At 50.3% G+C, this 26,739-nt stretch carries 28 protein-coding genes; 6 read left to right on the top strand and 22 right to left on the bottom strand.

What is annotated here, in order from left to right; genetic code table 11:
- Positions 1-83 precede the first annotated feature (83 nt).
- The 5 genes from pstC to phoB are packed head-to-tail and all read left to right on the top strand — an operon-like array spanning position 84 to position 4,509.
- A complete protein-coding gene (gene pstC, locus IE094_RS03665; protein WP_189639182.1) occupies positions 84-1,052 on the top strand; it encodes a phosphate ABC transporter permease subunit PstC in 969 nt (322 codons plus the stop codon).
- Entirely contained in the window at positions 1,045-2,304 is a 1,260-nt protein-coding gene (pstA, locus tag IE094_RS03660) for a phosphate ABC transporter permease PstA (protein WP_189639181.1), read from the top strand. The genes pstC and pstA overlap by 8 nt, the downstream gene beginning before the upstream one ends.
- A 24-nt stretch (positions 2,305-2,328) precedes the next feature.
- Positions 2,329-3,129: a phosphate ABC transporter ATP-binding protein PstB gene (gene pstB, locus IE094_RS03655; RefSeq protein ID WP_189639448.1), complete on the top strand. Its 801-nt coding sequence runs from the start codon at positions 2,329-2,331 to the stop codon at positions 3,127-3,129.
- Between the two features lie 11 nt (positions 3,130-3,140).
- A complete protein-coding gene (gene phoU, locus IE094_RS03650) occupies positions 3,141-3,806 on the top strand; it encodes a phosphate signaling complex protein PhoU (RefSeq protein WP_189639180.1) in 666 nt (221 codons plus the stop codon).
- 4 nt (positions 3,807-3,810) lie between these two features.
- Entirely contained in the window at positions 3,811-4,509 is a 699-nt protein-coding gene (gene phoB, locus IE094_RS03645) for a phosphate regulon transcriptional regulator PhoB (RefSeq protein ID WP_189639179.1), read from the top strand.
- A gap of 288 nt (positions 4,510-4,797) precedes the next feature.
- Here the strand turns inward: phoB and IE094_RS03640 are convergent, their stop codons facing one another.
- The 22 genes from IE094_RS03640 to IE094_RS03535 form a co-directional block, all read right to left on the bottom strand.
- Positions 4,798-6,111: a branched-chain amino acid ABC transporter permease gene (locus IE094_RS03640; protein WP_189639178.1), complete on the bottom strand. Its 1,314-nt coding sequence runs from the start codon at positions 6,109-6,111 to the stop codon at positions 4,798-4,800.
- Entirely contained in the window at positions 6,108-7,118 is a 1,011-nt protein-coding gene (locus tag IE094_RS03635) for a branched-chain amino acid ABC transporter permease (RefSeq protein ID WP_189639177.1), read from the bottom strand. Before IE094_RS03635 ends, IE094_RS03640 begins: the two co-directional genes overlap by 4 nt.
- Positions 7,119-7,122: 4 nt before the next feature.
- Complete coding sequence (locus IE094_RS03630; protein ID WP_189639176.1) at positions 7,123-7,827, bottom strand: ABC transporter ATP-binding protein; 705 nt, start codon at positions 7,825-7,827, stop codon at positions 7,123-7,125.
- Complete coding sequence (locus tag IE094_RS03625) at positions 7,824-8,603, bottom strand: ABC transporter ATP-binding protein (RefSeq protein ID WP_189639175.1); 780 nt, start codon at positions 8,601-8,603, stop codon at positions 7,824-7,826. The genes IE094_RS03630 and IE094_RS03625 overlap by 4 nt, the downstream gene beginning before the upstream one ends.
- A gap of 73 nt (positions 8,604-8,676) precedes the next feature.
- The gene (locus IE094_RS03620) at positions 8,677-9,861 is read right to left on the bottom strand and encodes an ABC transporter substrate-binding protein (RefSeq protein WP_189639174.1); all 1,185 of its coding nucleotides are present in this window, start codon (positions 9,859-9,861) and stop codon (positions 8,677-8,679) included.
- 164 nt (positions 9,862-10,025) lie between these two features.
- Complete coding sequence (cdd, locus tag IE094_RS03615) at positions 10,026-10,427, bottom strand: cytidine deaminase (RefSeq protein ID WP_229802011.1); 402 nt, start codon at positions 10,425-10,427, stop codon at positions 10,026-10,028.
- 6 nt (positions 10,428-10,433) lie between these two features.
- A complete protein-coding gene (locus tag IE094_RS03610; protein WP_189639173.1) occupies positions 10,434-11,402 on the bottom strand; it encodes an ABC transporter permease in 969 nt (322 codons plus the stop codon).
- Positions 11,395-12,513, bottom strand: a complete 1,119-nt coding sequence (locus tag IE094_RS03605; protein WP_189639172.1) for an ABC transporter permease — start codon at positions 12,511-12,513, stop codon at positions 11,395-11,397. The genes IE094_RS03610 and IE094_RS03605 overlap by 8 nt, the downstream gene beginning before the upstream one ends.
- Positions 12,510-14,078 carry an ABC transporter ATP-binding protein gene (locus IE094_RS03600; protein WP_189639171.1) on the bottom strand — a complete coding sequence of 523 codons (1,569 nt, stop codon included), beginning with the start codon at positions 14,076-14,078 and terminating at the stop codon, positions 12,510-12,512. Before IE094_RS03600 ends, IE094_RS03605 begins: the two co-directional genes overlap by 4 nt.
- A gap of 18 nt (positions 14,079-14,096) precedes the next feature.
- A complete protein-coding gene (locus tag IE094_RS03595; protein WP_189639170.1) occupies positions 14,097-15,095 on the bottom strand; it encodes a BMP family lipoprotein in 999 nt (332 codons plus the stop codon).
- A gap of 53 nt (positions 15,096-15,148) precedes the next feature.
- Positions 15,149-15,988: an isopenicillin N synthase family dioxygenase gene (locus tag IE094_RS03590; protein WP_189639169.1), complete on the bottom strand. Its 840-nt coding sequence runs from the start codon at positions 15,986-15,988 to the stop codon at positions 15,149-15,151.
- A 9-nt stretch (positions 15,989-15,997) separates the two neighbouring features.
- On the bottom strand, positions 15,998-16,924 hold the full coding sequence (locus IE094_RS03585) for a nucleoside hydrolase (RefSeq protein ID WP_189639168.1): 927 nt from the start codon (positions 16,922-16,924) through the stop codon (positions 15,998-16,000).
- Positions 16,921-17,790 (bottom strand): ribokinase, encoded by an 870-nt coding sequence (locus IE094_RS03580; protein ID WP_189639167.1) that lies wholly within the window; start codon positions 17,788-17,790, stop codon positions 16,921-16,923. The genes IE094_RS03585 and IE094_RS03580 overlap by 4 nt, the downstream gene beginning before the upstream one ends.
- A gap of 95 nt (positions 17,791-17,885) precedes the next feature.
- Positions 17,886-18,905: an AbrB family transcriptional regulator gene (locus tag IE094_RS03575; protein WP_189639166.1), complete on the bottom strand. Its 1,020-nt coding sequence runs from the start codon at positions 18,903-18,905 to the stop codon at positions 17,886-17,888.
- Positions 18,902-19,549 carry a GntR family transcriptional regulator gene (locus IE094_RS03570; protein ID WP_189639165.1) on the bottom strand — a complete coding sequence of 216 codons (648 nt, stop codon included), beginning with the start codon at positions 19,547-19,549 and terminating at the stop codon, positions 18,902-18,904. Before IE094_RS03570 ends, IE094_RS03575 begins: the two co-directional genes overlap by 4 nt.
- Before the next feature lie 64 nt (positions 19,550-19,613).
- Positions 19,614-20,561 carry a phosphatidate cytidylyltransferase gene (locus tag IE094_RS03565; RefSeq protein WP_189639164.1) on the bottom strand — a complete coding sequence of 316 codons (948 nt, stop codon included), beginning with the start codon at positions 20,559-20,561 and terminating at the stop codon, positions 19,614-19,616.
- A complete protein-coding gene (locus tag IE094_RS03560; RefSeq protein ID WP_189639446.1) occupies positions 20,558-21,208 on the bottom strand; it encodes a lysophospholipid acyltransferase family protein in 651 nt (216 codons plus the stop codon). The genes IE094_RS03565 and IE094_RS03560 overlap by 4 nt, the downstream gene beginning before the upstream one ends.
- Before the next feature lie 58 nt (positions 21,209-21,266).
- Positions 21,267-21,995 (bottom strand): sulfite exporter TauE/SafE family protein, encoded by a 729-nt coding sequence (locus IE094_RS03555; RefSeq protein ID WP_189639163.1) that lies wholly within the window; start codon positions 21,993-21,995, stop codon positions 21,267-21,269.
- An 18-nt stretch (positions 21,996-22,013) separates the two neighbouring features.
- Entirely contained in the window at positions 22,014-22,895 is an 882-nt protein-coding gene (locus tag IE094_RS03550; protein WP_229802009.1) for an amidohydrolase family protein, read from the bottom strand.
- Positions 22,895-23,968, bottom strand: a complete 1,074-nt coding sequence (locus IE094_RS03545; protein WP_189639162.1) for a 4-oxalomesaconate tautomerase — start codon at positions 23,966-23,968, stop codon at positions 22,895-22,897. The genes IE094_RS03550 and IE094_RS03545 overlap by 1 nt, the downstream gene beginning before the upstream one ends.
- Positions 23,961-24,635 (bottom strand): 4-carboxy-4-hydroxy-2-oxoadipate aldolase/oxaloacetate decarboxylase, encoded by a 675-nt coding sequence (locus IE094_RS03540; protein ID WP_189639161.1) that lies wholly within the window; start codon positions 24,633-24,635, stop codon positions 23,961-23,963. Before IE094_RS03540 ends, IE094_RS03545 begins: the two co-directional genes overlap by 8 nt.
- The gene (locus IE094_RS03535) at positions 24,635-25,369 is read right to left on the bottom strand and encodes a PIG-L deacetylase family protein (protein WP_189639160.1); all 735 of its coding nucleotides are present in this window, start codon (positions 25,367-25,369) and stop codon (positions 24,635-24,637) included. The genes IE094_RS03540 and IE094_RS03535 overlap by 1 nt, the downstream gene beginning before the upstream one ends.
- A 105-nt stretch (positions 25,370-25,474) precedes the next feature.
- Here IE094_RS03535 and IE094_RS03530 point away from each other — a divergent pair, with 105 nt between their 5' ends.
- Positions 25,475-26,710: a LysR family transcriptional regulator gene (locus tag IE094_RS03530; protein ID WP_189639159.1), complete on the top strand. Its 1,236-nt coding sequence runs from the start codon at positions 25,475-25,477 to the stop codon at positions 26,708-26,710.
- The last annotated feature ends 29 nt before the right edge of the window (positions 26,711-26,739 follow it).

Raw genomic sequence — 26,739 nt, 5'->3', positions numbered from 1 at the left:
CTACATAACCGTTACACAATTTTCGTAGGTGTTAACGCGTCCGATAGAATCGGATTTATCTAAAATAATTCTGGGATAAACCTATGTCGCCCGAAAACGCTGCAACAGCTGCCAAGCTGAATATCACGGCGGGAAATCGATCCAAAACAGTGGAAATGATTGTCACGGGGGTGCTTATCGCGTGTTCCCTTGTGGCGATTTTGGTCACTGTTGGGATCGTCTTTTCCTTGCTGTTTGAATCACTTCGTTTCTTTGAACGTGTTCCAATGTCCGAATTTTTGTTCGGCACAAAATGGAGCCCCCAAACAGCCCTGCGCGCGGATCAAGTCGCCGCCGACGGCGCATTTGGTGCCGTGCCGTTGATTACAGGTACTTTGCTGATTTCATTTATCGCCATGTGTGTGGCGACACCACTGGGGTTATTTTCCGCAATTTATCTGTCGGAATACGCCAGCAAACGCACCCGCGATTGGGTCAAACCTTTGTTGGAAATCCTCGCGGGTATCCCCACCGTTGTTTACGGTTTCTTTGCCGCCCTTGTTGTTGCACCGATGTTGCGTTCAACAGGTGAAAGCGTTGGATTAAACGTTTCATCCGAAAGCGCATTGGCCGCTGGTTTGATCATGGGTGTGATGATTATCCCGCTGATTTCATCCCTGTCGGATGATGTGATCAACGCAGTGCCACAATCATTGCGTGACGCATCGCTTGGGCTGGGGTCCACCGACAGCGAAACAATTCGCAACGTGATTTTACCCGCCGCAATCCCAGGGATCGCGGGCAGTTTGTTGTTGGCCGCATCACGCGCGATTGGTGAAACAATGATCGTTGTGATGGCCGCTGGTTTGGCCGCAAACCTCACCGCCAATCCGCTGGAGGCAGTCACAACCATCACCGCGCAAATCGTTGCATTGCTGACGGGCGACCAAGAATTTGACAGCGCAAAAACCCTATCCGCATTTGCGCTAGGTCTGTTGTTGTTCATCGTCACCCTTATTTTGAACGTGATCTCATTAAAGATCGTTAACAAATATCGAGAACAATATGACTAGTATGCTGACAACCCCCACCCGTCTGCGTAAATCACGCGAAGCGTCGGAAACACGTTTCAAATGGTTTGGTCGCGGTGCGATTGCCCTCTCTCTTGCATTTCTTGTATTCATGGTCGGTTCGATCATCCTGCAAGGCAAAGGGGCGCTAACAACTTCCGAAATCGCAGTCACGGTTGATTTAAGCGCGGATAACATTGATCCCAACGATATCGAGGCGACGAGCTTTGACAGTTTGATGAAAAAATCGCTGCGCGAAACATTCCCAGAGGTCACAAGCCGCGGTGATAAACGCAAGCTTTATGGTTTGCTGAGCGTCGATTTGGGGTTCGAATTGCGCGATCAAATCATCGCCGATCCATCCTTGTTGGGCGGGCCACAAAAATTGTGGTTCACTGCATCTGATGATGCTGATTTGGTTTTGAGCGGCACAGTTGACCGTAACCTTGACGAAGAGAACCGCCGCATGTCGGATCTGGAAATCAGTTGGCTGGAAACACTGGAACAATCAGACAGCACCAATCGCGAATTCAACACGAAATTCTTTACGAATGGTGATTCACGTGAACCAGAATTGGCGGGGATCTTAAGCGCATTGATGGGATCGATCCTGACATTGTCTGTGTGTTTCTTTGTATCATTCCCGATCGCGATTTTGGCGGCGATCTATTTGGAAGAGTTCGCACCAAAAAATCGCCTATCACAATTCATCGAAGTGAACATTAACAATTTGGCCGCTGTGCCATCCATCGTGTTTGGTTTGCTGGGTTTGGCGATGTTGCTCAATACATTTGGGTTACCACGATCAACACCGCTGGTGGGTGGTTTGGTATTGTCATTGATGACATTGCCCACAATCATCATCGCCGCGCGCGCATCATTGCGTGCGGTTCCACCATCCATCCGCGAAGCGGCACTGGGCATGGGTGCGAGCCCCGTTCAGGCCACATTCCACCACGTCGCACCATTGGCATTGCCCGGAATTTTAACGGGTACCATCGTTGGCATGGCGCAAGCACTTGGCGAAACAGCACCATTGTTGATGATTGGCATGGTCGCATTTATCGCCGATGTTCCATCGTCAATCGTGGAACCCGCCGCCGCACTTCCTGTGCAAATCTTCCTTTGGGCCGATGCATCTGAACGTGCATTCGTCGAAAAAACATCCGCTGCAATTATTGTCTTGCTGGTATTCTTGGTTCTGATGAACCTGATGGCCATTTACCTGCGCAAGAAATTCGAGAAAAGGTTCTAGATCATGAATAATATCGTAACAGAAATGTCAGGGGCTGCGTCTGTGCAAAACAAACCTGCCGTAAACAAGGCTCCGATTTTCACCGCTAAAAACGTTGATGTTTATTACGGTGCGAAACAGGCGCTGGATAAAATCAACCTTGATATTCCACGCAACAAAGTAACATCCCTGATCGGGCCATCTGGGTGTGGTAAGTCAACATTTTTGCGTTGTTTGAACCGGATGAACGATTTGGTGGATATCTGCCGCGTCGAAGGTGATATTCAACTGGAAGGCCAAGATATTTATGCACCCGAGGTGGACGTTGTCGCGCTTCGCCAACATGTGGGCATGGTGTTTCAAAAACCAAACCCATTTCCAAAATCAATCTATGACAATATCGCATATGGCCCACGCATTCACGGGCTGACCAGTTCAAAATCGGAATTGGATGATATCGTTGAATGGTCACTGCAACGCGCAGGTCTTTGGAAAGAGGTGTCCGATCGCTTGCAAGAACCAGGCACAGGATTGTCTGGTGGACAGCAACAGCGCCTTTGCATTGCACGCGCGATTGCCGTGCGCCCAGAGGTGATCTTGATGGATGAACCATGTTCGGCACTTGACCCAATCGCCACCGCAACAATCGAGGAATTGATTGACGAATTGCGCGAAAAATTCACCATCGTTATCGTGACGCATTCCATGCAACAGGCTGCGCGTGTTTCACAGCGCACCGCGTTTTTCCATCTAGGTAACTTGGTGGAAACGGGTGCCACTAAAACTTTGTTCACATCACCAGAAGATGAACGCACTCAAAACTACATCACCGGTCGTATCGGGTAAGGAACAGGCAAATGGATCACACACATATCGTAACACGGTTTGACAAAGACCTGAATGAAATCGAAACATTGTTGGTGCAAATGGCCGACGAAGTTGCCGCGCAAATGAAACAGGCCGCCAAGGCGTTGAAAAACGGTGATGACAAGCTGGCCAAGAAAGTTATCAAAGGTGACAGCGTCATCAACGCGCTCGAGGAAAAAATCGACGACAAAGCGATCCGTTTGATCGCACTTCGCCAACCCATGGCCGAAGATTTACGCAGCGCGATTACCACGTTGAAAATTTCAACTGCACTGGAACGTATGGGCGATTATGCAAAAACCATGTCACATCGTGTGCGTGCGGTTGATGATTATTCACCGATGAAACCCGTATTGCGCCGCATTTCGGACATGTCGACACGGATCATTAATTCGCTAGAATTAGTGATGGACGCTTATGTAAACCATGATATCGAAAAGGCAAAACAGGCACGCGATGCCGATCAAGAAATCAATGATCGCACGGATGCATTGTTTCGCGAGCTGTTGACCTATATGATGGAAAATCCACGCAATATCGAGGCCTGCACCCATTTGCAGTTCATCTCGAAAAACATGGAACGCGCGGGCGATCAGGTGAAAAACATCGCTGAACAAGTACATTACTTGGTCACAGGCGAATTGGTAGAAGAGTAAAGATATGGCGATTGATGGTCCAAAAGTATTGATTGTAGAGGACGAACCCTCACAGCTTGAATTGCTGTCGTATAACCTTGATGTCGAAGGTTATGATGTGTTCAAGGCAGACACTGGTGAACAGGGCTTGATTATCCTTGAGGAAACGGAAATCGACATCATTTTGTTGGACTGGATGTTGCCACACGCATCTGGATTGGAAATTTGCCGCCAGATCAAACGCGGCAAGGCCACCAAAAACATCCCCGTCATCATGTTAACCGCGCGCGGCGAAGAAGAAGACAAAGTGCGCGGTTTGGATACAGGGGCGGATGATTACATCGTGAAACCCTATTCCATCAAGGAACTGTTGGCACGCGTTCGCGCAGGGTTGCGCAGCCGTGATGGCGGCAAGGGTGTTAATATATTATCTTATGAAAACCTATCAATGGATTTAACCCGTCACGGTGTTACCGTCGAAGACAACAACGTGCATCTGGGGCCGCTGGAATTCAAATTGCTGCGTGTATTGCTGGAAGCACCGGGTCGTGTGTTTTCGCGTGATCAACTGTTGGAACGCGTTTGGGCCAATAGTTTAGAGGTCGAAACGCGCACAGTGGATGTTCATATCGGGCGTCTGCGCAAACAACTGAATGCGGCGTGCAATGATGAATATATTCGCACGGTGCGCGGGTTTGGGTATTCCTTGGATAAATTCGCTTAACACCCCAAAACACCACGAAAATCGCCCCGCAGATCGTATGACCTGCGGGGTTTTTTATGTGTTGGACACATATGATATTTATGGGCGGGCCCGCCTGTGCGGTTCTGTGAACGGGTGCAAACCCGTATCCTTAGGGATTTGATATATCCCCGTTTCCACCGGTGATTTCGGATGTTTCAAACATGCTGCGGTTGCCAGACCGCGTTTGAAACCGTGAACCACAAAAAATGACGTCTGGGATGTTTTACCCCAGACGTCTTTCGTTTTTGCAAATGATGCGTACGCTAGTTAATGATGCCCAGTCTTTTCAGGCAGCAATCCTCGCGGGCTAAACCGTAACACCAGCAACAGGATCACACCCATCGTCATCAGGCGCATATGTGCGGCAGAATCCAACAGATGTGCGCGCAGGCCGCTATCTTCGGCCATGCCAGATGTCAGCGTATCCATCAGCCAAATACCAATCGGTTCCGCCTCGACCCAGAAAAACCAGACGACAAATCCACCCAAGACAGCACCCATATTATTGCCAGAACCGCCAACAATTACCATCACCCAGATCAGGAATGTGAACCGCAGCGGTTGGTATGACGCGGGCGTCAACTGGCCATCAAGCGTGGTCAACATTGCCCCCGCAATCCCCACAACCATGGACCCCAGAACAAACACCTGTAAATGGCGCGCGGTTACGTTTTTACCCATGGCATTCGCGGAAATTTCATTATCGCGAATGGCGCGCATCATGCGCCCCCACGGCGATTTCAATGCTCGTTCAGACAGCCAAAAAATCGCCAACAACACGATCAGGAACAAACCCGCGTAACATAGTTTTACAAATATGCTGGAAAACGTCACCACATCTTGGCCCAATGTCTCGCACAGGTTTTGAAACCATAGTGCCTGTTGGAGATCAATTTCATATGGCACGGGGCGCGACAAACCGTTTACGTTTTTCACACCGCGCGTCATCCAGTCTTCGTTTTTCATCACGGCCACGATGATTTCCGAAATACCCAATGTCGCAATCGCCAGATAATCAGATCGCAGCCCAAGCGTGATTTTCCCAATCACCCATGCAACACCACCTGCAAGTAATCCACCCACTGGCCACGCAAGGATCACGGGCAAACCAAGCCCGCCCAAATATCCCGTTTTCGCTGCATCAACGCTTTCAATTGCATCGGTTGCGGGCACGAAAATTCCGCGCATGATGAAAAACCCGATCACACCAATAGCCACAATAATCGCCGTGCGTATCCCGCCCTTGGGCAATTTGGCATAGGCGACGATACAGCCAACGATCGTGGCCGCCCCCGCAAGTGCGGACAGCAATACGCCACCACCGCCTGCGGCCCAAGCGGCAGGAACGGGGGGCATCGAAATCAACACCGCGGCCAAACCGCCAAGCGCGGCAAAGCCCATGATGCCCACGTTAAACAACCCCGCATAGCCCCACTGGATATTCACCCCCAGCGCCATAATCGCAGAAATCAAACACAGGTTTAAAATCGACAGGGACAAGTTCCAGCTTTGGAATTGACCAACGATAATCAACAGCACCGCCATGATGCCAAAATACAAAACATTACGGTTCATGGTCATACCGATTTCCCCTTAAACAATCCCGTCGGTCGTAACAGCAGCACCAACAATAGGATCACAAAGCTGACCGAAAATTTGTAATTCGTGCCCAGCAATTGCAACAAACTATCGGGCGACCAATCGCCCGGCGCCAAATAACCCACGAATTTTTTATAGGCATAGGTCACCATGATTTCTGAAAACGCAATCACATAGCCCCCCGCAATCGCACCCAGTGGATTGCCAAGCCCACCAACGATCGCCGCCGCAAAAATTGGCAGCAAGAGTTGGAAATATGTGAATGGTTTAAAGCTTTTGTCCAAACCATAAAGCGTGCCCGCAATGGTCGCCAATGCGGCGGCAATAATCCATGTGACCATCACCACCTTGTCAGGATTAATCCCTGACAACAGCGCCAAATCCTCGTTATCGGAAAATGCGCGCATGGATTTACCTGTGCGCGTGCGGTTCAAAAACCAGAACAATGCGGCCACAACCAACACGGCGGTGATGACGGTGATGCCTTGGCTGACCTTGATGGTTAAACCTTCTTCCAGACCCGTCCATTCTTTGAATGATCGCGCACGAACGATGAAACGTTCGCCATCTGCGAATGCCTGATCATCTGGGCCAATGATAAAACGCACGATGCCGTTTAGCACAAACATAACCCCAACCGATGCGATCACATAAATCACAGGCGCGGCGCGTTGTTGGCGATAGAATTTATAAACCAGCTTGTCCGTGGCCAAAACGAACCCTGCGCAAATTGCGATGCCAAATGGCAAGGCCAGCAATGCTGTGGGCAATGGCCCCAAATTGATCCCCATGGATTGGAACCACCACGTGAATAAAATCACAGCCATGGTGCCAAATGCCATGGTGTCACCATGGGCGAAATTTGAAAAGCGTAAGATGCCATAAATCAGTGTGACGCCAAGCGCGCCCAAGGCCAGTTGGCTACCATAGGCGAGTGCTGGAACCAGCACAAAATTCGCCATCAAGATTAATGCGTTGAGTAATTCCATGCGATTAACCCCCCAAGAAGCTTTTGCGCACATCAGGGTTGTTCATCAACGCCTGACCCGTGTCTGTGTAACGATTGCGCCCCTGAACCAGAACGTAACCTTTGTCGGCAATGTCCAAGGCTTGGCGTGCGTTTTGTTCGACCATCAAAATGGAAATGCCTGTGCGGGCAACCTCGATAATGCGATCAAATAATTCATCCATCACGATGGGTGAAACACCCGCCGTTGGTTCATCGAGCATCAAAACCTTTGGTTGGGTCATCAATGCCCGACCAACGGCCACTTGTTGGCGTTGCCCACCCGATAATTCGCCCGCGTTCTGGCGACGTTTATCTCCCAAAATCGGGAACAGCTCGTAAACCTGATCAATGGTTTCTTGGATATTGTCGCGGCGCAAAAATGCACCCATTTCAAGGTTTTCTTCCACGCTCATGGTGGGGAACACATTGCTGGTTTGGGGAACAAATGCCATGCCCTTGGCCACACGCGCTTGTGGGGTGAGCGCGGTAATATCCTCGCCATCCAACATCACGCGACCTGTGTGAATGTTTAACATCCCAAACACGGCCTTCATAGCGGTGGATTTACCCGCACCATTGGGGCCGACGATCACGGCAATTTCGCCTTGATCCGCCGCAATGGTACAATCATGCAGAATATCCGCACCACCATACCCACCTGTCATATTTTCACCGATAAGAAAGCTCATGCTTTGGCCTCCTTATTTTTCAGACCTGTGCCCAAATAGGCTTCGATCACATGTTCATTTGCTTTGATTTCATCAATCGTACCTTCGGCCAGAACCGCGCCCTCGGCCATACAGATCACAGGGTCGCACAAACGCCCGATGAAATTCATATCGTGTTCAATCATGCAAAACGTGTAACCGCGTTCTTGGTTCAGACGTAAAATCGCATCGCCAATGGTATTGAGCAATGTGCGGTTCACGCCTGCACCGACCTCGTCCAGAAACACGATCTTGGCGTCCACCATCATGGTGCGCCCCAGTTCCAACAATTTTTTCTGACCACCAGACAAATTGCCCGCCAATTCATCGGCGACATGGCTGATTTCCAGAAATTCGATGACTTCGTCTGCCTTTTTGCGCAATTCCAATTCTTCGGCGCGCACAAGGTTTGGTTTAAACCATGCATCCCACAGACGCTCGCCCGCCTGATCGCCAGGTACCATCATCAGGTTTTCGCGCACGGTCATGGTGGAAAATTCATGGGCAATTTGGAATGTGCGCAACAATCCCTTGTGAAACAAGGTGTGCGGCGACAATCCGGTGATATCCTCGCCATCAAGCATAACGGTGCCACCCGTGGGGGCGTGCACGCCTGCGATGACGTTAAACAATGTGGTTTTGCCCGCGCCATTTGGGCCAATCAGCCCCGTAATGGAACCTGTGGCAATGTTCAGCGTGGCGCCATTGACGGCATAAAACCCGCCAAAGCGTTTGCTAAGGTTGTCAACTTTGATCATCTGAAATCAAACTTTCAATAACGTAAAGGCGGCCAATCGTGAGAAAGGCCGCCCTTAATTGATTTAAAAACGATTAGCGGTAGCCAACAGTGGACAATGCTGCGTCTTTGATTTCGATTTCGCGATAGTTACCAGCGCTTTCACCAGCACCGATCAATTCAACGTTGGATGCACCAACGTAATCAATCTCGCCGCCTGCGGCCAGAATATCCAAGGCTTTGCCCAATTCACCTGGCAAGATTTTTTCACCCGGTGCGTTGGCCACATCCATGACTTTTTCTTTGTAGGCTGCTGGATCAGTTGAATTTGCTGCTTGCATCGCCAACATGATCAACGCTGCCGCGTCATAGCTTTCTGCGGAAAACGGTGATGTTGCGTTATAGGCATCGCCCGCCATTTCAACCAGTTTACCAGCGCCTTCGCTGTCTGAACCTGGTGCTTGGCCGAATGAACCATTCAAATCATCGCCGATTGCTTCTGGCAATGCGTCACCAACCATGCCGTCTGGCAATACGAATGTGTCAAACGCGTCTGTGTCCAAAGATGCTTGGATGATGCCCTTACCACCTTGGTCAAGATAACCAGCAACAACCAAGATTTCACCACCTGCAGATTGCAATGCACCCACTTCGGCAGAATAGTCCGCTTTGCCGTCTTCGTGTGGTGTTGAAATGGTCACTTTACCACCAGCCGCTTCGAATGCTGCTTGGAATGCATCGGCCAAACCTTTGCCGTAGTCATTGTTGGTATATGTTAGTGCGACTTCTTTGAAACCACGATCCATGATGATGTCAGACATCACAACGCCTTGGCGTGCATCAGATGGTGCCGTGCGAAAGAACAGGCCGTTATCTTCAACTGTTGAAAGTGCGGGTGATGTTGCAGATGGTGAAATCATCACCATGCCGTTTGGCAATGCCACGTTTGTCAGCGCCGCTGTTGTCACACCAGAACAGTCACCGCCAACGATGCCAGATACTTTGTCAGATGTGATCAGACGTTCCGCCGCAGCAGTTGCCGCCGCTGAATCGATACATGTTGTATCGGCACGAACCGCAGTTACAGTTGAACCACCCATGAATTTACCTGATTCAGATACCTCTGTAATCGCGGTTTCTGCACCGGGTGCCATGTTCGCAACCAGCGATTCCAATGGTCCAGTAAAGCCCAAGAATACGCCCAATTTCACGTCTTCGGCGGATGCAGCGCCCGCTGTCAGCGCAAGTGCCGCCACAGTAGTTTTCAAAATATGTTTCATGTTATTCTCCCAGTTATGATTTGCGGTATATCCATACACCCCAAGCCGTTTTTCCAGATTTATTCTGGTTTCTGATCACAGACCTTACAGGGATTCGTATGTAGCAAAAGAACCTTTTCAGATTCCGTTACGAAAAAAGTCAAAAAGCCTATTAAAACCCGCCCTTACAGGACAAACGCATTGGGCAATAATGCATCAATGGTGAAAATGTCGTAATCACCCTGATTGTTTGTACAAATCACGGGAATCTCTTGGCCAAATTCATAGATCACTTGGCGGCAAATTCCACAGGGTGTGATTCTGGTATCTGTGGTGTTTGTTACGCATATCGCGCGGATATCACGCCGCCCCGATGATACCGCCGCCGCAATCGCTGAACGTTCGGCACAGATGGTGCCACCAAAGGATGCGTTTTCAATATTACACCCTGTGATAACGTCCCCATTTTCCATCAACATCGCCGCGCCCACGCGAAAATTGGAATAGGGCACATGGGCGTTTTTCATCACATCCGTCGCCGCAGCGATCAATGTTTGAATGGTGTCATCATCCAGTTTTTGCATCATGAAATCCTATTTTTCATACGGCACGCCAATGGCGGCGGGGGGTGTTGGGCGGCCAATGAAACCTGCCAGCAACAGCACGGTTACGATATATGGAATGGCCAACATCAACTGAATCGGAATTTCTCCGATCAGCGGGATATCAACCCCTTGTAATCGCGATGTTGCGGCATCCAAAAAGCCAAATAACAGACAGGCATAAAATGCCTTGATCGGGCGCCAGTTGCCAAAAATCACAGCGGCCAAGGCGATGTAGCCTTTGCCCGCAGACATTTCGCGCACGAAATTCGCACCATGTGAAATTGACAGATACGCGCCAGCGATACCACAAAATACACCGCCAATAATCAACGCACGATACCGCAGCCACGCAACGGATACACCAGCACTATCCACGGATTCAGGTTTCTCACCAACCGCGCGCAGGCGTAGACCAAAGCGGGTGCGATAAAGGATAAACGCACAGAGCGGAACGGCGAGCAATGCGGCGTAAACCAACAGGCTATGCCCGCTGATCAACTGGCGATAAATCGTGCCAATCACGGGGATATTATCCATCATATTCACGCCAAACCATTCGATCCCACGAAAACGTTCATCGCTGGATAATGCAGGTGTTTGCCCACCTTTTTTAAACAGCGCGATTCCGATGATGATGGTTAAACCAGACGCCAGAATATTAATCGCAAGTCCCGATACAACCTGATCACCGCGATGGGTGATACAGGCGAACCCGTGGATCATCGACATAAACACAGACGCACAAATCGCCGCCATCAGACCCAACCACGGTGAACCCGTCAGCGTGGTAATTGCCGCGGCCACAAATGCGCCTGTTAACAATTTTCCCTCAAGCGAGATATCAACGATGCCAGAGCGTTCAGAAAATATCCCCGCCATCGCGCATAAAATAAGCGGTGTCGCCAATCGCAACGTGGCATCAAAAGTCAGCAACAACTGTAACATGAAATCAGCCATCTGTTGTCTCCTTTGGTGCGCTGATGCGCGCGATCAGGCGTGCAAGGCTGGGATTGAACATATATGCCAAGGCGCCCGAAAACAGGATGATCATACCTTGGATCAGCACCACCATTTCACGGGTGATAGAGGTGAATTCAAAATCAAGCTCTGCCCCGCCTTGGTATAATGCACCAAACAAAAGGCTCGCCAAAAATATCCCAATGGGATGGTTGCGGCCCATGAGCGCCACGGCAATCCCCGTGAAACCATAGCCAGCGGTAAAATTCAGGATCACGCGGTTGTGGACACCCAAAACCTCGTTCGTGGCCATCAGCCCTGCAAATGCGCCCGAAATCGCCATTGCGATAATAATGATCTTGGCGACATTAATGCCCGCATACCGCGCTGCTTCTTGGTTTTTCCCAACTGCGCGGATTTCATAGCCCAGACGGGTTTTCCAGATCAAAATGTAAAACACCACCAGCGCAATCAGCGCGATAAAAAACGACAGGTTCCACGGCGAATTTGCCAATTCAAAACCGAAATAACCCAACACCTCGCGCATTTGGGGCAATTGCGCAGACTCTGCAAACAATACTGTTTGTGGCGATTGTTGCCCCTGTTGCATCAATGGCCCCGCCAGCAGCCACACCATCAAGGATGACGCCAGAAAGTTGAACATGATCGTGGTAATCACGATATGGCTGCCGCGTTTCGCCTGAAGATATCCCGGGATCAATGCCCACAGTGCGCCAAACGCAGCGGACGATAGGATACACAACGGCAACACGATCAGCATCGGTAAATTTGGCCCAAACAACAGTGCCACAACAGCGGCACCAAGCCCGCCAAGATACGCCTGTCCTTCGCCACCGATGTTAAACATCAACGCATGAAACGCAGTGGCAACCGCCAGCCCCGTGAAGATAAAATTCGTGGTGTAATAAAGCGTATATCCAAGGCTTTCAGGATAGAAAAACGCACCCTTGATCATCACATTCAATGCCGTAAATGGGTTTTCCCCGATGGCGAGCACGATCAGGCCACATACGAAAAACGCAGCAAACAGGTTGATCAGCGGCAGCAAAACCAGATCTGCCCATTTGGGTAATGGCGGGGTTACATTCATGCCACGGCCTCTTGTTCGATACCCGCCATCATCAGGCCGAGCATGTTGGTGTCTGTTTTATCCGCATCAACAATGCCGATATTTTTGCCATCGTTCATCACCATGATCCGATCCGACAGGCCCATGACCTCGTCCAATTCAACGGAAACCACAACGATGGCACAGCCCGCATCGCGCAATGCGATCAGTTGTTTATGAATGAATTCAATCGCGCCCACATCCACGCCGCGTGTGGGTTGACCAACAATCAAAACCTTGGGGTGGGAATACATTTCGCGTGCAATCACGATCTTCTGTTGATTGCCACCCGAAAAATTCGCCGCTGGCAACAACGGGTCGCGCGGGCGCACATCGTATTTTTCCATCTGCGTTTCGCAATGGGTGCGAATACCAGCACGATCCATCAATCGCCCATCACCCGATAACGCCCCATCATGATAGCCAAGGATCATGTTTTCCTGTGCTTCGAAATCAAGCACCAAGCCATGCACATGGCGGTCTTCGGGGATATGCCCCACGCCGATTTCACGCAACTGTTTTGGTGTTTTGGGCGCATCATGGGAAATGGTTTCGCCCAAAATTTCAACATGCCCACGATCGGGAATACGCATCCCCGTCAGAATTTCCATCAACGGTGTTTGCCCATTGCCCGATACACCTGCGATGCCAAGGATTTCGCCGCCTTTTACGTGAAACGACACATCATCCAAAATGCGATGCCCGCGCGATGACATGGCGCCAAGCCCTTGCACATCAAGCAAAACATCATTGGTTTGTGGCGCGTCTTTGTCGACATTCAACAACACTTTGCGCCCCACCATCAATTCGGCCAATTCTTGGGGGGATGTATCGGCGGTGGCGCGATGCCCCACCATTTTACCCGCACGCATGATCGACACATTGTCGGTGATTTCCATAATCTCGGCCAGTTTGTGGGTGATCAGTAAAACCGTCACGCCATCGGCACGCAAGACCCGCAAGATTTCAAATAATTGTTCGGTTTCTTGTGGGGTTAAAACGCCAGTTGGTTCATCAAGGATCAATATCCGTGCACCACCCTTAAGCGCTTTTAAAATTTCAACACGCTGGCGCATGCCAACATTTAGATCGCTAATCAATGCATGGGGATCGACCACCATGCCATATGTTTCGCCCAGTTCTTGCAAGCGCGCGATCGTCGCCTGTTTGCCCTGTTTCAACAGGCTTCCGCCTTCGCTGCCGAGCATCACGTTTTCCAAAACGCTAAAGCGGTTCACTAACATGAAATGTTGATGCACCATGCCGATGCCATGTGCGATTGCATCCGCGCTGGTGCGGATTTTGGTTTTCTGACCATCTACAAACATTTTGCCGCTATCCGCGCGATGCATCCCAAACAGGATGTTCATCAACGTGGATTTCCCCGCACCATTTTCACCAATGATACCGTGGATCGTGCCCGTTTCGATTTTCAGATTAATATCGCGGTTCGCCCGCACCAGACCAAAGGATTTGGAAATCCCTTGCAGTTCCAGCGCGTAACGAGCGGCATTTGCGCCGCTCGTTTCATTTTGCGTTTCAGACATTCGCTGATGAAACCCAGATTACATTGGGCATGTGTTGTCAGCGCGATAATCATGCACCACAACATCACCAGAAACGATTTTCGCGGTTGCGTCTTCGATTGCTGCTTTGATTTCTGGTGTGATCAATTCCGCATTGTTTTCATCCAATGCCCAGCCAACGCCACCTTCGGCAAGACCAAGGTTTTGAACGCCTGATGTGAAATTACCGTCCATCGCATCTTTGAATGTTGCATATGCTGCAACATCAACGCGTTTCAACATGGATGTCAAAACGGAACCTGGCGCCATGTGGTTTTGGTTTGAATCAACACCGATGGACAGTTTACCAGCATCTTTGGCCGCCTGAATAACACCAACACCTGTACCACCAGCTGCCTGATAAATCACGTCTGCGCCACGGTCGATTTGGCCTTGGGTCAATTCGGCACCTTTGGCGGGGTCGTTCCATGCGGTTGGGGTTGTGCCTGTCATGTTTTCAAACACTTCGGCGTCGGCTTTGGTTGCCTTTACACCTTGGACATAGCCACAGCCAAACGCGCGGATCAATGGGATGTCCATGCCGCCAACAAATCCAACCTTGCCTGTTTGTGATGCCATTGCTGCGGCCACACCAACGATATACGAACCTTCTTGTTCTTTGAACGCATATTGGCGCAGATTTGGTTTATCCAACCAGCTTACGTCAATGATGGAAAATTGCACATCTGGGTTTTCGCCCGCGATTTTATCAATAGCGTCTGCTTGGGCAAAACCCACGCCCAACACAACTGTCGCGCCGCGTTGAACCATACGGGTCATCGCTTGTTCACGTTGGGCTTCGTTGGTGACTTCGAATTCCATTACTTCAACGCCTGTTTCATCGGTGAATTTTTTCACACCAGCCCAAACGCCTTCGTTAAAAGATTTGTCGAATTTACCGCCCATGTCGTAAATCACAGCAGGTTTGAAATCCGCGCCCATTGCGATGGTTGCAGCCATCGAAAAAGCAGCCGTCATAAGTGTTGTTTTCAGTTTCATTTTCTTCTCCTTGTGGACGCGCGAACAGAAAGCGCAGTTTGTTTTGAATCGGATTATTTGAGACCGATTTCTTTAAGCCGTTGATCCAGAAATTCACCCGCTGTTTGGTGATCCAGCACCACATCGGGGCGTGGATGCATAAACAAAGGCATCGAATAACGAGAGCGGTTTTCTTGTTTTTCTGGGTTAATAACGCGGTGCGGTGTCGAAGGATAGTAGCCTTTGGACGCCTGCGATAACATATCGCCAGAATTGATCGTGATATAGCCCGCTTGGCACGGCACATCATGCCAAGTGCCATTCACATCTTGCGCCTGCAACCCGGGTTCGGACCCTGTGACCAGCAATGTAATCAGATTGATATCCTCATGCGCGGCGGCGCGGGTTTCACCCGGTTCCACATCATCGGGCAATGGTGGATAATGCAGGATGCGCAACAGATTGCTGTCCGATCCTTTGACCATATTCACCATTGGTTCAGACATGATGTCCTTAACATCTTGTGGTGTTTCTTGATCCAGCCATTCCAACAACATATGGCCGATTTTGATCAGCTTTTCGTTGAAATCACGTGTCACAGGTTCCACCGATTTTGGAACCTCTTTGTTTTGATAGACGTGAAAGAATTCTTTCAAATCTTTATGCGTTGCACCTTTGGCATTTTCAGATTTCATTCCGAAATAACCATCAGATGTGCCCGGCTTCACAGCAAAATCAAACCGTTCATCTGTGGCAAACCAACCCGCCCATGCATCGTACATTTTGTCGATTTCGGCGGGGGTCATATCGTGGTCTTTTAAAATCGCAAATCCCGTTTCACGCAGCGATTTCGCAAATTTTGCGGGTGCATCGGCGTCTTTTGGGCTGATTGCTAGAACATCAAATTCGCTCATTTTATCCTCCTAAAATCCGGACTTTATTGTGTCCATGAACAACTCTTTTACCGTTTCCGCCTGAATACCTGTGCAGATTTGCATCGCACGGCGTTCAGGATTCGTGGAAATGGCGGTTTTGCCGATCTCTTCTCCATCGACCTTAACTTCTATCGGGTGGTTTTCAATAGTAAACAGTTCTGGACGCAGCGTTGCAATCACCGCGGCGGGATCGTGCAGGTAACACCCCGTTATACCCACAACCTCCTCATAGAACCGAATGTAAAAATGCGAAGCGTCTTGCAAAAAACCACCCAATTTTGGCGCGGCTTTCGCCAGTTCACTAAAATCGGCAGGGGTGCAAATCACGCGGTGCGTCACATCAAGCCCAACCATCACAACGGGCCAATCAGCGGCGAAAACCGCGTCCGCCGCATGGGGGTCATTCCAAATATTTGCCTCTGCATGTGCAGTGACATTACCACCCTCGCGCAGGCTGCCGCCCATGATAACCACGTTTTTCACCTTTTGCGCGATGGTCGGATCAAGCTGTAATGCCAATGCGATATTGGTCAGCGGCCCAATCGGGCACAACGATATTTCACCTGGGTTTTCATTGATCAAACGGCAAATAAATTCCGCCGCCGTTTCATCCAAAATCTCGGCGCGTGTTGGTTGTGCAGGGATATCACCAAAACCTTGTTCGCCGTGCACGTAATCGGACACGGGGTTGGGTGTTTGCACCAATGGCACATCCGCACCACGTGCCACGGGAATGTCTTGCTCTGCGCGTTCGGCCAACACGATGGCATTGCGCGCAGCAATATCAACGGTCACATTGCCAAACACACCTGTCATGCCAACCACGTCGATATCGGGATGCACACAGGCAAAGAAAATCGCCATCGCGTCATCAACGCCGGGGTCCGTATCAATCAGAATTTTTTGTTTTGTCATTTTACCTGAGCCTCTAAAAATTTTATCACGTCTTTTTTGTCTGGTATTGCGTTGGCCGCCCCTTGGCGGGTGACCTGAATCGCGCTGGCGGCGGTGGCATATTGCAATGCGCGCGCGGGATCATTTGTTTCGTCATATTGCGCAAGGAATGAACCTAAAAATGTGTCCCCTGCTCCTGTGGTGTCAACTGCATCAACTTTAAACGCGGTTTGGTGAAAATATTTGCCATCCACCCAAAGATCAGCGCCCGCACTACCCTTGGTGACCAACAGGATCGGCACGCCCAGATCCTCTACCTTGCGCCCGGTGGCATCGGCCAGATCGTTTGCCTCGGTTTCATTCACGGCCAACAGATCAATTTTATCGAGCAACGGCAATGCGTGTTCTTTGGAAAACGGCGCAGCGGCATAGGCCAGTTTGCACCCCGCGTCCGCACTCTTGGCCGCGATCACGTCAATCATATTGGTTTCATTTTGAAACAGAACCCAGCCCATCGCATCGACGAGCGCATCATCAACAATCTGTTCCGTTAATGCCGTATTCGCACCGCCCAAAATCACGATCTGATTTTCAGCACTGTCATCGACATAGATTATAGCATGTCCCGTCGCGATGTCCAAACGTGCCACGTGATCATCACCAACACCATTGTTCGCCATCTGTGCCAGCGCCCAATCACCATCAGCGCCCACCGCCCCCACATGGCGAAGCGTTCCACCCGCCTTTGCAATTGCCACCGATTGGTTCACACCCTTGCCACCCAGATACCGCGCATAAGATTTCGCCGACAGGGTTTCCCCCGCCTTTGGCAAATTTGTGACCTGATACACATGGTCGATATTGATGGAACCAAAGTTTGTTATCAAAGCGTTACACCCCAAGAATCAAAAGATTCAACGAGCGTAACACAAAACCCAATAACCGCAATCTGGTTTTTTGGACCATTTGGTCAAATTTTTGATTAACGGATAAGCCGTCCGAAAATTGGTGCACAAATTATAACCACAACGATGCGCACAACGTGATGCGCCACAACGAATGCAATATCCGCCCCCGCAACAATCGCCAACACCGCCATTTCCGCCTGACCACCGGGTGAAAACGCCAAAACGGTTTCAAGTGGGGGGGCAAGGTTTAGCGCAATAATGATTTCAACGAACCCAGCGCTTAACATTAACAAGATCAAGCAAAACCCGATGCCCGCTAATAAATCATGTCGCAATTCTTTGGGGGTAATGCCTGCGTATTTCACGCCCACACTGATGCCGATGAAAAATTGAGATATCCAGATCGCCTCGGCAGGAGGGCGCATATGCAACAGCCCTGTCAATGATAATGCCGCCGCCGCAATCAATGGCCCCAAAATCGATGCCCCGAACAATTTGATTTTAATCGCACCCCACCAGCCAAATCCAGCCGCCAAAAACATCAGGATGATTTGATCAATCGGCATGGATTTTACAGGCGCCCCCGGCGGCATGGATAAATCCAATTCCCACCAGCCCTGCAATATAAATGGCAAAGCGCTGACAATGATCAAAACACGTGTGGCATGTACTAATGACAATGCGCGCACATCTGCGCCCGCCTCTTCGCCGAACACCAACATATCCTGCAGACCACCGGGCATCGAGGCGTAATAACTGGTCGGACCGTCAAACCCACAGATGCGTTTGAAATACGGCACACCGATCAATCCGATAATCAACACAAACACCGGCACCATCGCAACGGTCGTGGCCATGGATCCGATTTTGCCAAATAATTCGGGCGTAATCGATGCGCCCACAGCCACACCCAATATCGTGCGCATCCCATCGGACAGCGGTTTAATCCCCGCCATGGGAACTTTGCCGATTGCGGCGATCAAACAGGCAAACATCGGGCCAAGCAGAAATGGCAACGGCACATTGGCGGCCCAACACACTGCCGCGCCGATGATCGAAATGATTATCGCGGAAATTTTGGGCGACAGGGTCATATGCGCAGGCTTTTCAAACGATAGCTCAGCGATGTTTCGATATGATCGCCCGCCGCCGTCGCTGCGCGTTTTTCATCGCCTGCCTCTAATGCGGCGATGATATCATCGTGTTGTTTGCACACCAGTTTCACCCGATCCGTATTTTCCAATGTGGTGGGGCCCAATACCAGCACCGCATTTGCCAATGCCTGAAACGATGCCAACAAATACCGATTGCGTGCCGCATTAAAAATACAACGATGGAATTGTTCGTTCAGGCGCGATACCGTTGCCGCGTCTTTGGCTGCATTTAACATCGCCGCGTTCAAATCCTTTAGCTCGCCAATTTCCGCGCTGCTTGTGTGTTTTGCGGCCATGCGTGCGGCCGTTTTTTCCAAGACGATACGCATTTCATATAATTCTACGATCTCTTGATGCGATAATGATTTCACCACCGCGCCGATACGGGGTTGATGTTCAACGATGCCCTCGGATTCCAAACGACGGATTGCTTCGCGCACCGGTGTGCGGCTTAACCCAACCAGCGCGGCAGCTTCGGTTTCGCGAATACGCGATCCAGGGGGCAATGCACCGCTGGCAATCGCATAGTGCAATTTGTCATAGGCCAGTTGCCCGTTTGATATTTTTTCAGATGAATCAGCCATCGCGCCCTCGCATTGCTTACGGGGACGCTAGCCCTGTATACATTTGGATGCAATGTCAAACTGATCAATAATTGGCGAAAAAATACCGTACCAAATGATAAAAAACGGGGGCGGCAAACACCACCGAACCAAATCGATCAATAAACCCGCCATGCCCTGGGATCAAATCACCCCAATCCTTGACCCCACGATCAATCTTGATTGTTGCCATCACCATGCCACCACAAAATCCGATCAGCGAAATCACCATTGCCAGCAAGGTCGCCTGCCAGATTTCAAACGGGGTGAGCCACCATAAAAAGGCACCGATCAATGTTGCACTGGCGATGCCGCCAACAAAACCTTCCCATGTTTTGGATTTTTCCAAATTGGGCGCCATTTTCGTGCGCCCGTACATTTTTGCCCACAGGAAATGACACAGATCGCCTGCCTGAACCACCACCATCAGGAATGCGATTAACAACACATTGCGCCCCGAAAATCCGGCGATTTCCAGATCAAGCAATGCGGGAATATGGGATGCACAATAAACGGTAATCATCATCGCCCATTGCGTTTCCGACACGCGCACCAGAAAATTTTCCGCATTCCCCTTGATCGCTGCCAACATAGGTAGAAACAGGAACGCATAAACGGGAATGAAAATCGCAAACATGCCATGCTGCGCATATCCAAGCAGGATATATTGCACGGGTAATATCGCAAAAAATCCCGCGGCCAAAACCCAATGATCATCGCGATTTTTCGTCGTCAACGTCATGAATTCGCGCATCGCGGCAAACGAGCAAAACGCAAACAGCACGATCAAACCTGTGCGCCCGCCAAGGCTTGCCAGTGCGATCATCCCCGTAACGCCCCACCATGACAGGATATAGGCGTTGAATGTATCAATTATCTGGCTGTGTTTACCATCGGGTTGGCGGGTCATTAAATAATGCCCAACCACCGTGGCCGCGATCAATGCCGCACCCGCCATCAACAAAAGATAAATTAGATCAGGTTGTTCGCTCATGTCGCGTTCTCCTGTGTTTTCGGGGACAACGCGACCAACGCGGTTTCTGCACGCGCAAGAAAGCTTTCCTTGGTTTCACCTGCGTCCACATGGATGGGCGCACCAAATGTCACCGTACAGATTAAGGGTAACGGCACCACCTCGCCCTTGGGCAGGATACTGTTTAGATTTTCAATCCAGACGGGCACCATATCAATTTCGGGGCGCGCTGTTCCCATGTGAAACAGCCCCGTTTTAAACGGTAAAATCGGATCGGGGCCCATGTTGCGCCCGCCTTCTGGGAAAATGATCAATGACGATCCTTCGTCCAGTGCTGTTATCATTTTTTCAACGGGGTTATCCGTGCGTTTATCGGATCTGCGATCAATCAAAACCGCCTTGAACACATCGCGCCCGACAAATGCGCGAAGCTTGCTTTTCAACCAATAATCCGATGCTGCAACGGGGCGGGTATGGGCGCGAATTTGTGCGGGCAGTGCTGTCCACACCATCACAAAATCACCGTTACTGGTGTGATTGGCGAAATAAATCCGCTGTTTATCAATCGGTTCAACCCCGCGCCACACACCGCGCAGTGCGGTTACAAACCGCGCAAACAACGCAATCGCAGCGCCAACAATACTGGCGAAAATCTTTAACAAGGGTATCGTCCTTTTACAGCTTGGCAAAATGCTAGCCAGAATTTGCCAAAAGGGAAAGGTTGAATTACCCGATCAACCCCATCAACCCTTTGTAAAGCAGACGCATCGCAAACAGGGTCACAAACCCCTTGAACACTGCACGAAACAGGGTTTCCGAAATCCGATGCGTCACCCCGCGCCCAACCCACGTGCCCGCAAACCCTGCAATCGTCGCCAGAATAATATGGGGAACATATTCAACAAACGAAAACCCCACGGCGCTAAACCCGACCATTTTGAGGATATCCAGCCCCAACATCATCGCAGCCAACGTACCCGTGATTTCCAATTTCGACAGTTTGCTGCGCAAAATTGCGGGCTGTAAAAAACCACCGACACCAAACAACGTGGCGATAAATGCGTGGATGGTTCCCAGATAGAAAAACGGATGTTTAATCGGAATTTTCACATTGTGAAACGGCGCCCATGTCACCACCAATAACACAACGCCCAACAGCGCTGCAATCACCGCCTCGTTCAAGGCCACAAAGACATGCGCACCAATGGCAACGCCAATGATACCGCCAAGCACAACCAACACGACCAACCGCCAATGAATATGCTGCCAGAAAAACAAAATACGCGCGGCCAGTGATCCGACGGAAAATGTTGATTGCAATGGTATTGCCGCACTAATCGGCAACACCGCAAAGCTCACAATCAACAGAACATAGATCCCACCCGTTGCGAACGCAGCGTTCACAAAGGCGGCGATAAAACTGCCAATTGTGATGATGACCAGCGTCCAATCCATATCAGGTGATGATCACAGTTAATCCGCCCAGTAAAGCGCCATTGGATTGTCCACCAACAGTTTTTTCTGCAATTCAGGTGTGGTGGCGATCATCGGCACAATATCAACCAAAGCGCCGTCATCGGGCATATGTGATTTCATATTTGGATGCGGCCAATCCGTACCCCACAAAACGCGGTCGGGATATTTTTCGACCAGCAATTTCATAAACGGCACAACGTCGGCGTAATCTTGATCTGGACCAATGATCGACAGGCGTTCTGGGCATGTGGTTTTGCACCAAAATTTTTCATTTTCCATCAATGTGACAAAGCGTTGAAAATCAGGGTGATCAACACCCTTTGACACATCTGGGCGCGCCATGTGATCGAACACCACCGTGGTTGGCAAGCTTTCCAAAAACGGGATTAAATCAGGCAGATCGGGGGATTCCAGATACACAATGATGTGCCAGCCTAACTCTGCGATACGCTCCGCAATGCCCATGAACACGTCGCGCGGGGTATTATCGACCAAGCGTTTGACGAAATTAAACCGCACACCGCGTACGCCTGCTGCGTGCAGGCGACGCAATTCGGCGTCACTAATATCGGGTGACACCACGGCGACACCGCGCGCAGAATTATTTGATGCCTCTAACGCGTCCACCAATGCATCATTGTTTTGCCCGTGGCATGACGCTTGCACAATCACATTGCGCGAAAACCCCAGATGATGGCGCAGCGCAAATAGCTGTTCCTTGGATGCATCACATGGTGTGTATTTGCGTGTCGGCGCAAAGGGAAATTTATCGGCGGGGCCAAACACATGACAATGGGCATCCACCGCGCCAACGGGGGGAATGAAATCTGGTTTTTTTGGGTCGGGATGCCATGCCATCCAATCAATATCCATCGCCATTATATTTCCTCCTCTGTCAGGTCGTGAAAAACACGACCATCAAATAATTTTCGCGCAGTGCGCAGGATTGCAGCGGACGTGACCGTGTCACCATCCATCCTTGCCACAATCGCAGTCGCACCAATCGGGTGTTCAATTTGCATGGTTTTGCTGTCCCCATCGGGGATCGCCGCCAATTCATACGCAGGCGATTTTTTCATCAAACATGCGGATGCAACCGTGACAGCGGCCAGCACACCAATGCTTGCATGACATCGATGGGGTATAAAGCTTCGCGTCATGATCGCACCGCCATTTTGGGGGGCTGATACCAGCGTCATTTTCGGCACGGTTTTGTCCCGAACGTCACCCAAATTCATCAACGGTCCACAAGCCAGGCGAATGGTTTCAAGACGTGTGCGCAGTGCTTCATTGCCATCCAATTCTTCGCGCGTTTCCGTGCCAGTAATGCCAAAATCAGTTGCCCGCATAATCACGCAAGGCATGCCATTATCGATCATGGTCAATTCAATACCATCGATCACATCAACTTCGTCCCCCGTGGGCAGCAATGCGCCACACATCGAACCCGCTGTATCTTGAAATTCCAGCGGGATTGGCGCTGATGGGCGCGGCACGCCATCAATCATCGCATCGCCCTGATACGTCACAACGCCATTTGGTGTTTGCACCACAGCCACCGCAATTTGATCGGTATTTTCCATGTAAATACGCACACGCGTTTCATCGCCCATTGGTTCAACAAGCCCGCGTTCAATGGCAAACGGGCCAATGCCCGCAAGGATATTGCCACAGTTTTGCGCATCAGACACCAATGCCTGATCGACATAAACCTGTAAAAACAGGTAATCAACATCCACACCCGCGCGCGCAGATTTTCGCACAATCCCAACCTTGGACGCCAACGGATCCGCACCGCCAATACCATTTATCTGGCGCGGATCGGGTGATCCCATGATGGAAAGTAAAAACGCATCACGCGCAGCAATATCATCGGGCAAATCATCGCCAAGGAAATACACCCCCTTGGACGTGCCACCACGCATCCACATTGCGCGCGTTCCATCAGACATATTTCAAACCATATTCGGCCAAGCGCCCGCGCATGTCGTACATATCTAGTCCCAAAACGCCACTGGCCAGTTTTTGACGCTTTTCTTCTTCGTTGGCCAAACGGGCTTCTGCTTTTTTCAAAACATCTGCGGCCTCTTCGCGGCGCACAACACAGACGCCATCATCATCTGCAACAATCACATCGCCCGCGTTGATCGCCGCACCTGCACAAACGATGGGGACGTTGACGGAACCGATCACTTCTTTCACGGTGCCTTGTGCATGAACGGCCTTGGACCAAACGGGGAAGTTCATTTCTGTTAAATCTTTGACATCGCGCACACCTGCATCAATGATCAAACCAACACCACCGCGTGCCTGCATGGATGTGGCGAGCAGATCGCCAAAATACCCTGCATCAGATGGGGATGTGGTGGCCAGAACCAAAACATCACCCTCTTGCACCTGTTCAATTGCCACATGCACCATCCAGTTATCACAAGGTGGCGCAAGGATTGTCACCGCCGATGCCCCAATCTGTGCACCCGGATAAATTGGGTTCATATATGATGCGAGCAATCCTTTGCGCCCCTGTGCCTCGTGTACCGTGGCCACACCAATTTCGCCCAAGGCCTTGATGATACCCGCATCGGCACGTTCAATATTTTGTACAACAACGCCGCCCATTATAATTCATCCACACATGTTGGATAAACCGATTCAAAACCTTCGGCGTATTGCGCAGGGCGACCACCGGACATGCCACCTGAATTGCGGCGGAAATGGTTGCCACGGTTTTCGGCGACATTGGTATAATATTTCCACAAATGTTCTTGGCCTTGCATACATTCAATCGCCGCACGTTTTTTATCCCACACATCGGTGATGTCTAAAAACACGTTTGGTTTCCATCCCATTTGTTCGGTTTGGTGGGGTTCAAACAGGTAAAGTTGCGGCGCACCCAAAACCTTTTCGCCTGGGTTATGGCCCCATGCCTGTGCGATCATGCGCGTTTCCATTGCGATTTGGGTCATATGCATGTGGTCGGTGTTGTATTGATCATATCGCGAATGGCTCATCATGAAATTTGGCTGCACTTTGCGGATCAAATCGACAACTTTGTATTTGTCATCGCGATCGAACTCCAACGGGTAATCACCTAGATCGAAAAATTCGATATTGGTAACACCCAATGCCGATGCGGCGGCTTCGGCCTCTTTGCGCCGCGCGGTTTTCACCTTGTCCAGCGTCATGCCCTCTTGCTTCCACAACTTGGCACTTTCGCCGCGCTCACCAAACGACATACAGGCAACGGTGACGTCATACCCCATTTCTTCGTGTTTCGCGATGGCACCACCACAGCGCCAAACGAAATCGGCGGCATGCGCAGACAATATTAATGCAGTTTTTTTATCGGACATTTATGTTCCTCCAACTCAATCAGTTGAAAACAATATCGCGTTGTCGCGTGCAAAAGCCAATTTCAAACCTTCCCCAAGGTGATAAGTTTTTGCTATAACCACCCTATGACAATGTATGATTTGAACCTGCGCCATCTGCGTGCATTTTGTGATGTGGCCGAACATGGCAACATCACCCAAGCATCCGCACGCGTGCACATGTCCCAACCCGCAATCACCCAAGCAATTGCAAAATTAGAGGACAAATTGGAACATCGCCTGTTTGATCGGCGCAATGCGGGGTTATTTTTAACGACTGCGGGAGAATTGCTACAAAACCGTGCATTACGTGCCACCGCGCATCTAATTGCGGGGGTCGATGCCGCATTGTCGCGCGAACGACGTGCAAAATCACAATCATTCGCCCATTCGATTACCGCCACCCAATTGCGTGCATTGCTCGCCGTGGAACAGGCAGGGAATTATTCACTGGCGGCGCGAAATATTGGGTTAACCCAACCCAGCTTGTATCGGTCGGCTCGCGATTTGGAACGTGTATCGGGCATACAGTTTTTCCAAAAAACACCGCAAGGCATCGAACTTACCCCCGCCGCCAAAGAAATGGCAGATCATACCCATTTGATGTTTTATGAATTGAACCAAGCGGGCGAAGATTTGCGCAATTTTGCGGGTTATGATGGTGGGCAAGTGTCGATTGGCACCATGCCCTTGGCACGCAGTTATATGTTGCCAAATGCGATCAACACATTGTTGGATGAACGCCCAAACAGTGATCTGCGCGTGGTTGATGGTCCTTATATGGATTTGCTGCGCGGGTTGCGGCTGGGCAAATTGGATATGTTGATCGGTGCGTTGCGCGATGATTTACCAGTGGATGATGTCGAACAACATCTGTTGTTCAATGACCCTCTGGCAATTGTCGCACGTGCAGGGCATCCATTGTGTGATTTGGATACGGTCACGCCTGCGGATTTGGCAAAATTTCCGTGGGTCGTGCCGCGCAACGGCACCCCGACCCGTCATTATTTCAATGAAATGATGGCTGGTGTGATTGATCTGAATGATCTGCATGTGATCGAAACATCATCGCTCGTTCTCATTCGCGGATTGCTCACGGGCAGTGATCGGTTGACCATTAGCTCGGCTCATCAAATCGCACGCGAAGAAAAACAAGGGCTGTTATCGCGATTGAATTTTGATTTACGCGGGATCAAGCGCCAAATCGGGCTGACCACGCGTGTGGATTGGCAACCGACGAAAACCCAAAAACGCATGTGGGATTTACTGCAATCAGAGGGCGCAAAATCAGCATCCCAAACATACACGCTATTGCATAAATGAATAGGTTTGAATGACATCGAATTTCCTGT

Source organism: Paramylibacter ulvae (assembly GCF_014652655.1).
Lineage (GTDB): Bacteria > Pseudomonadota > Alphaproteobacteria > Rhodobacterales > Rhodobacteraceae > Amylibacter > Amylibacter ulvae.
Note: the sequence above shows the minus strand (reverse complement) of the source record. Positions and strands in the feature narration are given on the sequence as shown.

What these genes read in the sequence shown, in the direction of transcription:
- pstC (WP_189639182.1), top strand. Translation starts at nt 84, where the DNA reads ATGTCGCCCGAAAACGCTGCAACAGCTGCCAAGCTGAATATCACGGCG.
- pstA (WP_189639181.1), top strand. Translation starts at nt 1,045, where the DNA reads ATGACTAGTATGCTGACAACCCCCACCCGTCTGCGTAAATCACGCGAA.
- pstB (WP_189639448.1), top strand. Translation starts at nt 2,329, where the DNA reads ATGTCAGGGGCTGCGTCTGTGCAAAACAAACCTGCCGTAAACAAGGCT.
- phoU (WP_189639180.1), top strand. Translation starts at nt 3,141, where the DNA reads ATGGATCACACACATATCGTAACACGGTTTGACAAAGACCTGAATGAA.
- phoB (WP_189639179.1), top strand. Translation starts at nt 3,811, where the DNA reads ATGGCGATTGATGGTCCAAAAGTATTGATTGTAGAGGACGAACCCTCA.
- IE094_RS03640 (WP_189639178.1), bottom strand. Translation starts at nt 6,111, where the DNA reads ATGACCATGAACCGTAATGTTTTGTATTTTGGCATCATGGCGGTGCTG.
- IE094_RS03635 (WP_189639177.1), bottom strand. Translation starts at nt 7,118, where the DNA reads ATGGAATTACTCAACGCATTAATCTTGATGGCGAATTTTGTGCTGGTT.
- IE094_RS03630 (WP_189639176.1), bottom strand. Translation starts at nt 7,827, where the DNA reads ATGAGCTTTCTTATCGGTGAAAATATGACAGGTGGGTATGGTGGTGCG.
- IE094_RS03625 (WP_189639175.1), bottom strand. Translation starts at nt 8,603, where the DNA reads ATGATCAAAGTTGACAACCTTAGCAAACGCTTTGGCGGGTTTTATGCC.
- IE094_RS03620 (WP_189639174.1), bottom strand. Translation starts at nt 9,861, where the DNA reads ATGAAACATATTTTGAAAACTACTGTGGCGGCACTTGCGCTGACAGCG.
- cdd (WP_229802011.1), bottom strand. Translation starts at nt 10,427, where the DNA reads ATGATGCAAAAACTGGATGATGACACCATTCAAACATTGATCGCTGCG.
- IE094_RS03610 (WP_189639173.1), bottom strand. Translation starts at nt 11,402, where the DNA reads ATGGCTGATTTCATGTTACAGTTGTTGCTGACTTTTGATGCCACGTTG.
- IE094_RS03605 (WP_189639172.1), bottom strand. Translation starts at nt 12,513, where the DNA reads ATGAATGTAACCCCGCCATTACCCAAATGGGCAGATCTGGTTTTGCTG.
- IE094_RS03600 (WP_189639171.1), bottom strand. Translation starts at nt 14,078, where the DNA reads ATGTCTGAAACGCAAAATGAAACGAGCGGCGCAAATGCCGCTCGTTAC.
- IE094_RS03595 (WP_189639170.1), bottom strand. Translation starts at nt 15,095, where the DNA reads ATGAAACTGAAAACAACACTTATGACGGCTGCTTTTTCGATGGCTGCA.
- IE094_RS03590 (WP_189639169.1), bottom strand. Translation starts at nt 15,988, where the DNA reads ATGAGCGAATTTGATGTTCTAGCAATCAGCCCAAAAGACGCCGATGCA.
- IE094_RS03585 (WP_189639168.1), bottom strand. Translation starts at nt 16,924, where the DNA reads ATGACAAAACAAAAAATTCTGATTGATACGGACCCCGGCGTTGATGAC.
- IE094_RS03575 (WP_189639166.1), bottom strand. Translation starts at nt 18,905, where the DNA reads ATGACCCTGTCGCCCAAAATTTCCGCGATAATCATTTCGATCATCGGC.
- IE094_RS03570 (WP_189639165.1), bottom strand. Translation starts at nt 19,549, where the DNA reads ATGGCTGATTCATCTGAAAAAATATCAAACGGGCAACTGGCCTATGAC.
- IE094_RS03565 (WP_189639164.1), bottom strand. Translation starts at nt 20,561, where the DNA reads ATGAGCGAACAACCTGATCTAATTTATCTTTTGTTGATGGCGGGTGCG.
- IE094_RS03555 (WP_189639163.1), bottom strand. Translation starts at nt 21,995, where the DNA reads ATGGATTGGACGCTGGTCATCATCACAATTGGCAGTTTTATCGCCGCC.
- IE094_RS03550 (WP_229802009.1), bottom strand. Translation starts at nt 22,895, where the DNA reads ATGGCGATGGATATTGATTGGATGGCATGGCATCCCGACCCAAAAAAA.
- IE094_RS03545 (WP_189639162.1), bottom strand. Translation starts at nt 23,968, where the DNA reads ATGTCTGATGGAACGCGCGCAATGTGGATGCGTGGTGGCACGTCCAAG.
- IE094_RS03540 (WP_189639161.1), bottom strand. Translation starts at nt 24,635, where the DNA reads ATGGGCGGCGTTGTTGTACAAAATATTGAACGTGCCGATGCGGGTATC.
- IE094_RS03535 (WP_189639160.1), bottom strand. Translation starts at nt 25,369, where the DNA reads ATGTCCGATAAAAAAACTGCATTAATATTGTCTGCGCATGCCGCCGAT.
- IE094_RS03530 (WP_189639159.1), top strand. Translation starts at nt 25,475, where the DNA reads ATGACAATGTATGATTTGAACCTGCGCCATCTGCGTGCATTTTGTGAT.